8 protein-coding genes are annotated in these 14,379 nt (G+C 53.3%); 6 read left to right on the plus strand and 2 right to left on the minus strand.

What is annotated here, in order from left to right:
* Positions 1-422: 422 nt before the first annotated feature.
* Complete coding sequence (gene rcsD / locus Q5705_04435) at positions 423-3,092, plus strand: phosphotransferase RcsD (protein WLI77812.1); 2,670 nt, start codon at positions 423-425, stop codon at positions 3,090-3,092.
* 16 nt (positions 3,093-3,108) lie between these two features.
* Positions 3,109-3,759 (plus strand): response regulator transcription factor RcsB, encoded by a 651-nt coding sequence (rcsB, locus tag Q5705_04440; GenBank protein WLI77813.1) that lies wholly within the window; start codon positions 3,109-3,111, stop codon positions 3,757-3,759.
* A 42-nt stretch (positions 3,760-3,801) separates the two neighbouring features.
* Here the strand turns inward: rcsB and rcsC are convergent, their stop codons facing one another.
* Together rcsC and gyrA are read right to left on the minus strand one after the other, a co-directional pair.
* Positions 3,802-6,648, minus strand: a complete 2,847-nt coding sequence (gene rcsC / locus Q5705_04445) for a two-component system sensor histidine kinase RcsC (GenBank protein ID WLI77814.1) — start codon at positions 6,646-6,648, stop codon at positions 3,802-3,804.
* Between the two features lie 114 nt (positions 6,649-6,762).
* The gene (gene gyrA, locus Q5705_04450) at positions 6,763-9,399 is read right to left on the minus strand and encodes a DNA topoisomerase (ATP-hydrolyzing) subunit A (protein ID WLI77815.1); all 2,637 of its coding nucleotides are present in this window, start codon (positions 9,397-9,399) and stop codon (positions 6,763-6,765) included.
* 158 nt (positions 9,400-9,557) lie between these two features.
* Between gyrA and ubiG the strand changes: the two genes are divergently transcribed.
* From ubiG to yfaE, 4 genes are all read left to right on the plus strand, one after another.
* A complete protein-coding gene (gene ubiG, locus Q5705_04455; protein WLI77816.1) occupies positions 9,558-10,286 on the plus strand; it encodes a bifunctional 2-polyprenyl-6-hydroxyphenol methylase/3-demethylubiquinol 3-O-methyltransferase UbiG in 729 nt (242 codons plus the stop codon).
* A 342-nt stretch (positions 10,287-10,628) separates the two neighbouring features.
* A complete protein-coding gene (nrdA, locus tag Q5705_04460) occupies positions 10,629-12,914 on the plus strand; it encodes a class 1a ribonucleoside-diphosphate reductase subunit alpha (GenBank protein ID WLI77817.1) in 2,286 nt (761 codons plus the stop codon).
* A 51-nt stretch (positions 12,915-12,965) separates the two neighbouring features.
* On the plus strand, positions 12,966-14,096 hold the full coding sequence (gene nrdB / locus Q5705_04465; GenBank protein ID WLI77818.1) for a class Ia ribonucleoside-diphosphate reductase subunit beta: 1,131 nt from the start codon (positions 12,966-12,968) through the stop codon (positions 14,094-14,096).
* Positions 14,096-14,350, plus strand: coding sequence for a class I ribonucleotide reductase maintenance protein YfaE (gene yfaE, locus Q5705_04470; protein ID WLI77819.1), 255 nt, complete (start codon positions 14,096-14,098; stop codon positions 14,348-14,350). Before nrdB ends, yfaE begins: the two co-directional genes overlap by 1 nt.
* The last annotated feature ends 29 nt before the right edge of the window (positions 14,351-14,379 follow it).

Consider the following 14,379-nt stretch of genomic DNA (forward strand, 5'->3'; position numbering starts at 1 on the left):
CCTTTCTTTACCTAAGCTGAATCTCAATAAACATATAATCACTATTTGTAATGATTATTAATTAATCAACTTCCGTGCCAGCTTTTTTCTCATTGCATAATAACGTGATTAATATCTTGTTATTGCCTGCGTTCTTTCTTAATCGAAACGGTAAATATTTGTACAAATTTATTTGATATGTACATTTTTAACGTACACAGAGGCATAAATGCATACTCATGCACTTTCCAGGCATTTACTGAAAAGAGAGTCTGGAAATTCACTCATTTACCGATATACTGCCTGCTGTACATTCTTCTGAGGCACACAACATCTTGAAGCTCGCCGCGCAGTTAACGCGGTGCTTACGGCATGGCAGCAATATTGTCTTAGCGCATGCTGAGGTTTATCAGCAGTGTTGTCATAACGGGTTACACACACGAATGAGTCAATCTGACACAATGATCCCTGGCAAATTTTCCCTTATACCGGGCAACATAACCCGTTACTTTCTGTTGTTGATTATTGTCCTGCTGGTAACCATGGGGGTGATGATCCAAAGTGCGGTCAATGCCTGGTTGAAGGACAAAAGCTATCAAATCGTCGATACCACCCACGCCATTCATAAGCGTATCGATATCTGGCGTTATGCCACCTGGCAAATCTATGACAATATCGCCGCCGCATCTTCCTCTACGCCTGGCGAGGGGTTGCAGGAGACACGTTTAAAGCAGGATGTTTACTACCTGGAGAAACCGCGGCGTAAAACCGAAGCGCTAATTTTCGGCTCCCATGACAGCTCCACGCTGGAGATGACCCAACGCATTTCGGCCTACCTGGATACGCTGTGGGGCGCGGAAACCGTGCCGTGGTCGATGTATTACCTTAACGGCCAGGATAACAGCATGATTCTGGTATCGACGCTGCCGCTCAAAGATCTTACCTCCGGGTTTAAAGATTCAATGATTGGCAATATTGTTGATTCCCGCCGCGCAGAGATGCTCCAGCAGGCTAACGCCCTTGATGAGCGCGAAAGTTTCTCTTCCTTGCGCCGCCTTGCCTGGCAAAACGGTCGCTACTTTACGCTGCGCACCACGTTCAACCAGCCGGGTCATCTGGCGACCGTCGTCGCGTTTGACCTGCCGATTAACGATCTGATCCCGCCGGGTATGTCGCTGGACAGCTTCCGCCTCGATCCCGATACCATGCAAACCAGTGCGCGGGGGCAAGATAAAGAGACCACAGACAGCGCGTCCGTTAACTTCAACAGTTCACGCATTGAGATCTCGTCTTCTCTGAGCGGCACCGGTCTGCGTCTGGTGTGGCAAGTGCCCTTTGGCACGCTGCTGCTTGATACGCTGCAAAACATTCTGTTGCCGCTATTGTTGAATATCGGCCTGCTGGCGCTGGCGCTGTTTGGTTACACCACGTTTCGCCAGCAGCCTGGACGTAAAACTGATAGCCTGGCTGCGCCCGGCGCGAATAATGAGCTACGCGTGCTGCGCGCGTTTAATGAAGAGATTGTCTCACTGCTGCCACTGGGGCTGCTGGTGCACGATCAGGAAGCCAACCGCACGGTATTGAGTAATAAGATTGCCGACCATTTACTGCCGCATCTTAATTTGCAAAACATCACTGCGATGGCCGATCAGCACCAGGGCGTGATTCAGGCAACCATCAATAATGAGTTGTATGAAATCCGCCAGTTCCGCAGCCAGGTTGCTTCACGTACGCAGATTTTTATTATTCGCGATCAGGATCGCGAAGTGCTGGTCAATAAAAAGCTCAAACAAGCCCAGCGTTTGTATGAGAAAAACCAGCAGGGCCGCGCCACCTTTATGAGCAACCTCGCAGACTCGCTGAAACAACCGGTGAAAGCGCTGGCCAGCGAAGCAGCGGCATTGCAAAGTGAAGAAGCGAATCGCCTGGCTGACCATGCTGACAGGCTGGTGCAGCTGGTGGATGAGATCCAACTGGCGAATATGCTGGAGAGCGACAGCTGGAAAGGTTCGCCTTCGCTGTTCTCCATTCAGGATTTGATTGATGAAGTGGTGCCGGAAGTGCTGCCGGTTATCAAGCGTAAGGGCTTGCAGTTACTGATTAATAACCATCTGCCAGCGAATGAAGAGCGGCATGGCGATCGCGATGCGCTATGTCGCATCCTGTTGCTGCTGATTCAATACGCAGTCACCACCACGCAAATGGGCAAAATCACCCTTGAGGTGAATATGGACGAGTCGGCGGAAGACCGCCTGACATTCCGTATTCTGGATACCGGCGTGGGCGTCAATGCCAGCGAGATCGATAACCTGCACTTCCCGTTCCTTAATGAAACGCAGGGCGATCAGTACGGAAAAGCGAACGCCCTCACCTTTTGGCTGTGCGATCAGCTGGCACGCAAACTGGGCGGCCATCTGAATATCAAAGCGCGTGAAGATCTGGGTACCCGTTATTCCCTGCATGTGAAAATGGCAGCGCGTTCACAGCAGGCAGAGAGTGAAGAAAAATTACTCGATGACGTGGTAGCGATGATCGATATTACCTCGAATGAGATCCGTAATATCGTGGTTCGCCAGTTGGAAAACTGGGGAGCGAGCTGCATTTCGCCGGATGAAAGATTATCGAGTCAAGAATATGATCTGTTTTTGACAGATAATCCGTCTAATCTTACTGCCTCAGGCTTGCTTTTAAGCGATGATGAGGTCGGCGTGCGGAAAATTGGCCCAGGACAATTCCGCGTTAACTTTAATATGAGCAATGCAATGCAAGGAGCAATATTGCAGCTTATCGAAGAGCAACTGGCGCAGGGGGAAGTACCGGAGTCGCCTTTGGGAGGCGATGAAAACGCCGAGCTCCACGCCAGCGGCTATTACGCGCTGTTTGTTGACACAGTACCCGATGATGTTAAGAGGTTGTATACTGAATCGGCATCGCGCGATTTCGCTGCGCTGGCACAGACGGCACACCGCCTGAAAGGGGTGTTCGCCATGCTTAATCTGGTACCTGGTAAGCAGTTGTGTGAAACGCTGGAGCAATTAATTCGTGAGAGTGATGCTCCAGGCATAGAAAATTACATCAGCGACATTGACGCTTACGTCAAGAGCTTGCTGTAGCAAGGTAGCCTAATACATGAACAATATGAACGTAATTATTGCCGATGACCATCCGATTGTACTGTTCGGTATTCGCAAGTCACTCGAACAAATCGAATGGGTAAATGTAGTCGGTGAATTTGAAGACTCTACAGCGCTCATTAACAACCTGCCGAAACTTGAGGCCAATGTATTGATAACCGACCTGTCAATGCCGGGCGACAAATACGGCGATGGCATTACGCTTATCAAATACATTAAGCGCCACTTCCCGGCGCTGTCGATTATTGTGCTTACCATGAACAATAACCCGGCTATCCTGAGTGCCGTGCTGGATCTCGATATTGAAGGGATTGTGCTTAAACAAGGCGCACCGACGGATCTGCCGAAAGCGCTGGCGGCACTGCAAAAAGGGAAGAAATTTACCCCGGAAAGCGTTTCCCGTCTGCTGGAGAAAATCAGCGCCGGTGGTTACGGCGACAAGCGTTTGTCGCCAAAAGAGAGCGAAGTATTGCGCCTGTTCGCAGAAGGTTTCCTGGTCACCGAAATTGCCAAGAAGCTGAACCGCAGTATTAAGACCATCAGCAGCCAGAAGAAATCAGCCATGATGAAACTGGGTGTGGATAACGATATTGCCCTGCTGAACTACCTCTCTTCCGTTACGCTAACCCAGACGGAAAAAGAGTAATCCTCGCAACCCCGGCCGCCGCCGGGGTTCTTTTTTTCACCGTTATTTCCTGCTGTATCTTACCCGCGCGGCATACACAGCCAGCGTTTGCTTAAGCACGTCCAGCGTCACCGGTTTCGACAGGCAGCTATCCATGCCCGACTCCAGACAGCGCTGCTTCTCTTCCGCCAGCGCGTTGGCCGTCACGCCGATCACCGGCAACGTCAGCCCTAACTGGCGAATGCGTTGTGTCAGGCGATAACCGTCCATATTCGGCATGTTAACGTCGCTGAGCACAATATCGATCGGGTTCTTGCTCAACACGTTCAGCGCATCAACGCCGTCGTTGGCGGTTTTACATTGATACCCCAGCGACCCCAGCTGATCGGCCAGCAAACGCCGGTTGATAGGATGATCGTCCACCACCAGAATCATCATATCGTCGTTGTGCGAGACATCATTCGACTCTGCCGGTAATGCACTGGCCGCCTGCGGTTCAGCCACCTGCACCCGATAAATCCGCCCCAGCAACGCCAGCAGATCGTGAGGAGAAGCCACGCTGTGCAGCCATTCGCCTGGCGCGCGCTCCAGCGGGATACCAATATGGCGACGGCAGAAAATAATCACTGCACGGCCGGTCCATGGCTGCACAACTTCATCATCAGTAATCAGCGTGTCCTGATTGCCCAGTTCGCGCCCGTCATACTGTTTCACCTGGATACCGTTCCAGCTCAGGAATGTTTGCAGATACTGCGACAGCGACGCGTTACGCACCGCCAGCCAGCAACAGGTGTCCGCCAGGCCATCCACGTCTGCACGCACCGACGGCACAACGTTGTAAAGCGGAATACGGATGGTGAACTGGCTGCCCATACCCGGTTCGGTATCGACCGAGATATCGCCGTCCATCATATTGACAAGCTTCTCGCAAATCGCCAGCCCCAGCCCGGTGCCCTGGAAGTTACGCTGCACGCCCGTCCCTACCTGGAAGAAGGGATCGAACAAGCGCACCACTTCTTTGCCTGGGATCCCGACACCGGTATCGCGCACGCGAATGCTGAGGTAATCCTCGTCACGCTGAACATGCAGGACAATGCAGCCAATATCGGTAAATTTGATCGCGTTGCTTAACAGGTTGGAGATCACCTGTTGCAAACGCATCGGGTCGCCATTCAGCGACACCGGCACATCTGGCTCAATAAAGCAGTACAGTCCAAGTTGCTTGCGCACCACCAGCGGTAAATAGTTGGCGGTGATATGGCTCATGACTTCACGCGGCGAAAACTCGCGTGGCTCAATTTTCAACTGCTCGGACTCAATTTTCGAGAAGTCGAGAATATCGCTGATGATTTTCAGCAACAGACTGGAGGAGTTATTCATCGCCGTTACCAGCCTGTCGACCCCTTTCGGCAACTCTTTGGTTTGCAATAAATCAAGGTTACCGATAATGCCGTACAGCGGCGTACGCAGTTCATGGCTGACGGTCGCCAGGAACATCGATTTCGACTGGCTCGCCTGCTCCGCCGCCTGCGCCATCTCCTGCAATGACTCTTCCATTTTGACGCGGGCAGAAACATCCACCAGCACGCAAATGGCGACGTTTTCATTGCGATAGCGCGAATGCACGAAGCTGATTTGCAGGTTGGTATTGTTACTGGTCAGCACATCGACAAAATTAACCTGCTGACCACAAATGATCTGCGTCAGCCGCTGCCTGTCTTCATGGGTCAGCATATTCAGGTAGTTATGCGCCAGTTCGTTACTCAGAATATTGGTGCCGTCCTGGGTGCGCAAAATACAGATGCCGACCGGCGCCGAAGCGACAATTTTACGGTTGAACTGCTCATGCTCTTCGAGCCGCTGAGCGTCATTTTCTGCCGGAATAAAGATGCGCCGCTCATACATTCGCGCCAGGGTAAATAGCGCCACGCCAACCAGCACATTGAGCAACACGGCGTTGAGGATCAGCATGCGAATGCGTTCCAGCACCATATCCACCGGCACGGAATACACCACACTGAGCGACGACGGCGGCAGGCTCTTTTTCAGGATCAGCTCACGGAAACCCGAGGTATAGCCAAACCACGAACGCTCCTGCAACCAGCGCGGATCGGCGGTAATGGCGTTCTCCTGCCCGGTCAGGGAGATCAGAGTATGCCCATTGTCATCCAGAATGGTCACGCCCATCGGTAAGCTGCCCGGCGTGAAAAAGTTTTCCATGCGGATCGACTGTTCAGTGCCCAGCAGCGCTTGCAGGCGGTTACCCAGATAGACCGGCGTCAGGGCATAAAAATACCCGATACCCGGGCGTGGGCCCAGGCTCATCCAGTAGACGTTGTTGCTGCGCTCGTCCTGCGGCGCATTGCGGTATTTAACAATACGTTCATGCAGGCTTTTCAGTGTGTCATCCCGTTCTACCGGCATATCGCGCAGGCCAAAATCGGCCATACAGAGATTATCGCTGCCAATCAGAAACACACGGTTGAGATCGTAGGCGGCGGAGAAATTATCGCGCCAGTAGCGCATAAACCACGCCAGCGACTCCAGCGAGCCGCGCCAGGAGCTGCCCATTGCCGAGCAGTCTGAATCCGGGAACAGCGGCAAAAACGCCGGTACGTCGGTTTTATCACCGAGATTGCGCGACGTAAGGATGCCGTTTTCCGCCGTCAGACGGTTTTCAGCAATGTACTTCAGCTCCTTCATGACATCAGAGGTACGCTGTATATAGCGCTGGGCCTGATCGGAGCTGAGGTTGAATTCCTGGCGAATTTCCGACTCTTTGTCATGCAGGGCATTGACGATGTAAAAGACCGAGAAAAAGGCAATCAACAGCCAAAGCAATAGCGCCAGCGCCCTGAACAAATAGCGGGATACTTTCAGGGTACTGCGAAAAGAGACGAGGTATTTCAACCTGGGGAAACTCCGCCACAAGGAAGTTAAAAAAGAGTGTGCTTAAAGTAGCGATAAATCGCAAAGGTCGCAATGGCAATGAAAAAGGGCCGGAAACCGGCCCTTTGTAACGCGTTATTCGGCGTCGTCGTCCACCGCGTCGTCGTCTGTATCGACTTCCGGCGCGATGTCATCATCGCCTTCCGCCACGCTGCCATCGATGGAATCAAGCTCTTCGTCATCCACCGGTTCAGCCACTCGTTGCAGGCCCACGACGTTTTCATCTTCCGCTGTACGGATAAGGATCACGCCCTGGGTGTTACGGCCCACTACGCTGATTTCCGACACGCGCGTACGCACCAGCGTACCGGCATCGGTGATCATCATGATCTGGTCGCTGTCAGCCACCTGCACCGCACCGACCACGGAGCCGTTACGCTCGGTGACCTTGATAGAGATAACGCCCTGAGTACCACGCGATTTGGTCGGGTACTCAGTTTCCGCGGTACGTTTACCGTAACCGTTCTGCGTCACCGTCAGGATTGCACCTTCGCCACGCGGCACGATCAGCGACACAACACTGTCGTTGCCTGCAAGACGAATGCCGCGTACGCCGGTCGCGGTACGACCCATTGCGCGAACGGCACTCTCTTTAAAGCGCACCACTTTACCGGCAGAAGAGAAGAGCATCACTTCGTCGCTACCGGACGTCAGGTCAACGCCAATCAGCTCATCGCCTTCGTTCAGGTTGACGGCAATAATACCGGCAGAGCGCGGACGGCTGAATTCGGTAAGCGCGGTTTTCTTCACGGTACCGCTGGCGGTCGCCATAAAGACGTTAACGCCCTCTTCGTATTCACGTACCGGCAGAATGGCAGTGATACGCTCGTTCGCCTCCAGCGGCAGCAGGTTGACGATCGGACGACCACGTGCGCCACGACTCGCTTCCGGCAACTGGTAGACTTTCATCCAGTACAGACGACCACGGCTGGAGAAGCAGAGGATCGTGTCATGGGTGTTGGCCACCAGCAGGCGGTCGATAAAGTCTTCTTCTTTAATACGCGCAGCCGATTTACCTTTACCCCCGCGACGCTGGGCTTCGTAATCGGTCAGCGGCTGATATTTCACATAGCCCTGATGCGACAGCGTAACAACCACATCTTCCTGGTTGATCAGGTCTTCGATGTTGATATCTGCCGTGTTGGCCGTAATTTCAGTGCGACGCTCGTCGCCAAACTGCTCGCGAACCAGCTCAAGCTCTTCGCGAATCACTTCCATCAGGCGCTCTGCGCTACCGAGGATGTGCAGCAATTCGGCAATCTGCCCCAGCAGCTCTTTGTACTCTTCGAGCAGTTTTTCATGCTCAAGGCCGGTCAGTTTCTGCAAACGCAGATCCAGAATCGCCTGCGCCTGCTGTTCGGTCAGCCAGTATTTACCATCGCGAATACCGAACTCTGGCTCCAGCCACTCCGGACGCGCCGCGTCATCACCCGCGCGTTCCAGCATGGAAGAAACGTTGCCCAGATCCCACGGCTGTGCGACCAGGCCGGCTTTCGCTTCTGCCGGCGTCGGCGCACGACGGATCAGTTCAATGATCGGATCGATGTTCGCCAGTGCCACCGCTAACGCTTCAAGGATATGCGCACGGTCGCGAGCTTTACGCAGTTCGAAAATCGTGCGGCGGGTCACCACTTCACGACGGTGACGAACAAACGCGGCAAGAATGTCTTTCAGCGGCATGATCTTCGGTTGACCATGATGCAGAGCCACCATGTTGATACCGAAGGAAACCTGTAGTTGCGTCTGGGAGTAGAGGTTGTTCAGCACCACTTCGCCCACGGCGTCGCGCTTCACTTCAATCACGATGCGCATACCGTCTTTATCAGACTCGTCGCGCAGTGCGCTGATGCCTTCAACGCGTTTATCTTTCACCAGCTCGGCGATTTTCTCGATCAGGCGCGCTTTGTTCACCTGGTACGGAATTTCATGCACGATGATGGTTTCGCGGCCGCTTTTCGCGTCGGTTTCCACTTCTGCGCGGGCGCGGATATAGATTTTGCCGCGACCGGTGCGATAGGCTTCTTCAATCCCACGACGACCGTTGATGATCGCCGCAGTCGGGAAGTCCGGCCCCGGAATGTGTTCCATCAGCCCTTCAACGCTGATGTCTTCATCATCGATATAGGCCAGGCAGCCGTTGATCACTTCCGTCAGGTTGTGTGGCGGAATGTTGGTTGCCATACCGACCGCGATCCCGGAAGAACCGTTTACCAGCAGGTTCGGGATCTTGGTGGGCATTACATCTGGGATTCGCTCAGTACCGTCATAGTTATCAACGTAATCGACGGTCTCTTTTTCCAGATCGGCCATTAGCTCATGGGCAATTTTCGCCAGACGGATTTCCGTATAACGCATTGCCGCCGCGGAGTCGCCATCGATGGAACCGAAGTTACCCTGACCATCAACCAGCATGTAACGCAGCGAAAACGGCTGCGCCATACGGACAATGGTGTCATACACTGCGGAATCACCATGGGGATGGTACTTACCGATTACGTCACCAACGACACGGGCAGATTTTTTGTAGGCTTTATTCCAGTCGTTGCCCAATACGTTCATGGCGTAAAGTACGCGACGGTGAACCGGTTTCAGGCCATCTCGGACGTCCGGAAGCGCACGGCCAACAATGACCGACATCGCATAGTCCAGATAGGAGCTTTTCAGCTCTTCCTCGATGTTAACCGGTGTAATTTCTCTCGCAAGGTCGCTCATCTAACCGCTATCCCTCTACTGTATCCCGGATTCAAAGGTCGCAAATTATAACACAACCGCCTTGATACAGGTAAACCTATAACACCCGTGCAAAGGTTTATTCATCCCACTGGCCTGATATACTCACGGGTCTTATTGAGAGAGGAGTAAATGCGCCCATGAATGCCGAAAAACCGTCGGTCGCTCAGAACGTTGATCATGCTGAAATCGCCAAGTTTGAAGCGGTCGCTTCACGCTGGTGGGATAAAGAAGGCGAATTTAAACCCCTGCATCGCATTAACCCGCTGCGCCTGGGTTACATCAGCGAACACGCGGGCGGCCTGTTCGGTAAGAAAGTGCTGGATGTCGGCTGTGGCGGCGGCATTCTCGCCGAGAGCATGGCGCAAGAAGGCGCGAATGTCACCGGCCTGGATATGGGCTTTGAACCCCTTCAGGTTGCGCGCCTGCACGCGCTGGAGTCTGGCGTACAGGTAGATTACGTACAAGAAACCGTTGAAGAACACGCGGCAAAACACGCGCAACAGTACGACGTGGTGACCTGCATGGAGATGCTGGAACATGTTCCCGATCCGCAATCGGTGGTCAAAGCCTGCGCGCAGTTGGTCAAACCCGGCGGTCACGTCTTTTTCTCTACCCTTAACCGCAATGGCAAATCCTGGCTGATGGCGGTGGTTGGCGCGGAATATGTGCTGCGCATGGTGCCAAAGGGCACGCACGACGTGAAGAAGTTCATTAAGCCAGCCGAGTTGTTGGCCTGGGTAGACGAAACTGTGTTACAGGAACGTCATATCACTGGGCTGCATTATAATCCGCTGCTGAATCAATTTAAGCTCGGGCCAGGTGTTGATGTTAATTATATGTTACATACAACAGCAAAAATCAGCTAACGTCATCTCTTAATCTTATAAAGATTGCGCAGGCGTCAACTGCGCAATCCCCCTCTGCGACGAAGAAATCAGCACTCGATCAAATTTTCATTTTTTTTTTAAGATTATTGACATCCTCTGCAAGCCTTACGCGACGAGGACTTAGCGATTATTACCCTTTCGCAACCTCAATTTAACCTCAAAATCAACTCTTGTACTGAAAAGAATCCTTACTAGAATACTCACCATATAGCGTTTTTCTTATCGCAAACCCCCTATATATAGTATTTATCCACAGAGTTAGTCACAGCCGTAATTTGTGGATAAACGGGGGATACTTTTATTTCACGGACAGGTAAGCACATGAATCAAAGTCTGCTGGTAACAAAGCGTGATGGTGGGACTGAGCGCATCAATCTCGACAAAATTCATCGGGTACTGGATTGGGCGGCAGAGGGGCTGAGCAATGTTTCCATCTCCCAGGTGGAGCTGCGTTCGCACATTCAATTCTACGACGGCATCAAAACGTCTGATATTCACGAGACAATTATTAAAGCCGCTGCGGATCTTATCTCCCGCGACGCGCCGGACTACCAGTACCTGGCCGCGCGCCTGGCGATTTTCCACCTGCGTAAAAAAGCCTACGGTCAGTTCGAGCCGCCTGCGCTGTTTGATCATGTGAAGAAAATGATTGCGCTTGGCAAATACGATCATCATCTGCTGGAGGACTACAGCGAAGAAGAGTTCCAGCAGATGGACGGCTTTATTGATCACTGGCGTGATATGAACTTCTCCTACGCGGCCGTGAAGCAGCTGGAAGGGAAATATCTGGTCCAGAACCGCGTCACCGGCGAGATCTACGAAAGCGCGCAGTTCCTTTATATGCTGGTTGCTGCCTGCCTGTTCTCCAACTACCCGCGTGAAACCCGTCTGGACTACGTGAAGCGTTTCTATGATGCGGTTTCGACGTTCAAGATTTCGCTGCCGACGCCCATCATGTCCGGTGTGCGTACCCCGACGCGCCAGTTCAGCTCATGTGTACTGATCGAGTGCGGCGACAGCCTGGATTCCATCAACGCCACCTCCAGCGCGATTGTGAAATACGTTTCCCAGCGCGCCGGTATCGGCATCAACGCCGGTCGCATTCGTGCGCTGGGTAGCCCGATCCGCGGTGGCGAAGCGTTCCACACCGGCTGTATCCCGTTCTACAAACACTTCCAGACCGCGGTGAAATCCTGCTCGCAGGGCGGCGTGCGCGGTGGCGCGGCAACGCTGTTCTACCCGATGTGGCACCTCGAAGTGGAAAGCCTGCTGGTGCTGAAAAACAACCGTGGCGTGGAAGGCAACCGCGTGCGTCACATGGACTACGGCGTACAGATCAACAAACTGATGTACACCCGCCTGCTGAAAGGTGAAGAGATCACCCTGTTCAGCCCGTCCGACGTGCCTGGCCTGTACGATGCGTTCTTCGCCGATCAGGACGAGTTCGAGCGTCTGTACACGCAATACGAGAAAGACGACAGCATTCGCAAACAGCGCATCAAAGCGGTTGAACTGTTCTCACTGATGATGCAGGAACGCGCCTCCACTGGCCGTATCTACATTCAGAACGTTGACCACTGCAACACCCACAGCCCGTTTGACCCGCAGGTCGCCCCGGTGCGCCAGTCCAACCTGTGCCTGGAAATCGCCCTGCCAACCAGGCCGCTGGATGATGTCAACGACGAAAACGGTGAGATTGCCCTCTGTACGCTCTCCGCTTTTAACCTCGGCGCGATTAAAAACCTCGACGAGCTGGAAGAGCTGGCAACGCTGGCAGTTCGCGCACTCGACGCCCTGCTCGATTACCAGGATTACCCGATCCTCGCTGCAAAACGCGGTGCAATGGGTCGCCGTACGCTGGGTATTGGCGTTATCAACTTTGCTTACTGGCTGGCGAAAAACGGCAAACGCTACTCCGATGGCAGCGCCAACAACCTGACTCATCAGACCTTCGAAGCGATTCAGTACTGGTTGCTGAAAGCCTCTAACGAGCTGGCGAAAGAGCAAGGCGCATGCCCGTGGTTCAACGAAACCACCTACTCGCAGGGTATTTTACCGATCGATACCTACAAAAAAGATCTCGACGGCATTACCAGTGAGCCGCTGCATTACGACTGGGAAGCGCTTCGTGAGTCAATCAAAACCCACGGTCTGCGTAACTCCACGCTCTCTGCGCTGATGCCGTCAGAAACCTCGTCGCAGATCTCCAATGCCACCAACGGTATTGAGCCGCCGCGCGGTCATGTGAGTATTAAAGCGTCGAAAGATGGCATCCTGCGCCAGGTCGTGCCGGATTACGAGCAACTGAAAAACGCTTACGAGTTACTGTGGGAAATGCCGAATAACGACGGCTACCTGCAACTGGTCGGCATTATGCAGAAGTTTATCGACCAGTCGATTTCGGCTAACACCAACTACGACCCCACTCGTTTCCCGTCGGGTAAAGTGCCGATGCAGCAGTTGTTGAAAGACCTGCTCACCGCCTACAAATTTGGTGTGAAGACGCTGTACTATCAAAACACCCGCGATGGCGCGGAAGATGCACAGGATGACCTGGTCCCTTCCATCCAGGACGATGGCTGCGAAAGCGGCGCATGTAAGATCTAACTAAGGGGCGGGGAAACCCGCCCTTTTTTTCGCAAGACAGGACTCACATTCATGGCATACACCACCTTTTCACAGAAGAAAAACGATCAACTGCTGGAGCCGATGTTCTTCGGCCAGCCGGTTAACGTGGCGCGCTACGATCAGCAAAAATATGACATCTTCGAAAAGCTGATTGAAAAGCAACTCTCCTTCTTCTGGCGTCCGGAAGAAGTTGATGTTTCTCGCGACCGCATCGATTTCCAGGCACTGCCGGAACACGAAAAACATATTTTTATCAGCAACCTGAAATACCAGACGCTGCTGGATTCCATTCAGGGTCGTAGCCCGAACGTCGCGCTGCTGCCGCTGATCTCCATTCCGGAACTGGAAACCTGGGTGGAAACCTGGGCGTTTTCAGAAACCATTCACTCGCGTTCGTACACGCACATCATCCGCAATATCGTCAACGATCCGGCGGTGGTGTTTGACGATATCGTCACGAATGAGCAGATCCTCAAACGCGCAGAAGGCATTTCGCACTTCTATGACGAGCTGATCGAGATGACCAGCTACTGGCATCTGCTCGGTGAAGGTACGCACACGGTGAATGGCAAAACCATCACCGTCAGCCTGCGCGAGCTGAAAAAGAAACTCTACCTGTGCCTGATGAGCGTCAACGCGCTGGAAGCGATTCGCTTCTATGTCAGCTTCGCCTGCTCCTTCGCTTTCGCCGAGCGCGAGTTAATGGAAGGCAACGCCAAAATCATTCGCCTGATTGCCCGCGACGAAGCGCTGCACCTGACCGGCACTCAGCATATGCTGAACCTGCTGCGTTCCGGTGTCGACGACCCGGAAATGGCGCAAATCGCTGAAGAGTGCAAACAGGAGTGTTATGACCTGTTCGTACAGGCGGCGGTGCAGGAAAAAGAGTGGGCGGAATACCTGTTCCAGGGCGGTTCAATGATTGGCCTGAACAAAGATATTCTCTGCCAGTACGTTGAGTACATCACCAACATCCGTATGCAGGCGGTCGGCCTTGATTTGCCGTTCCAGACCCGCTCCAACCCGATCCCGTGGATCAACACCTGGCTGGTGTCCGATAACGTGCAGGTTGCGCCGCAGGAAGTGGAAGTGAGCTCCTATCTGGTCGGCCAGATTGACTCCGAAGTCAATACGGATGACCTGAGTGACTTCCAGCTCTGATGAGCCGCGTAACGCTACGCCTTTCCGGCACGCAGGTGCAGTGCCGGGATGAGCACCCTTCTCTGCTGGTGGCGCTGGAGTCTCATCAGGTAGAAGTTGAATACCAGTGCCGTGCAGGCTACTGCGGCTCCTGCCGCTGCCGCCTGGTGGCAGGCCAGGTTGACTGGATTGCCGAGCCGCTGGCTTTTGTCAATGAAGGGGAAATTTTGCCCTGCTGCTGCCGGGCAAAAGGCGATATTGAGATTGAGATGTAAACCTGTCGGATGATGGGACTGGTTTTGTA

This window comes from Kosakonia sp. H02 (assembly GCA_030704225.1).
Lineage (GTDB): Bacteria > Pseudomonadota > Gammaproteobacteria > Enterobacterales > Enterobacteriaceae > Kosakonia.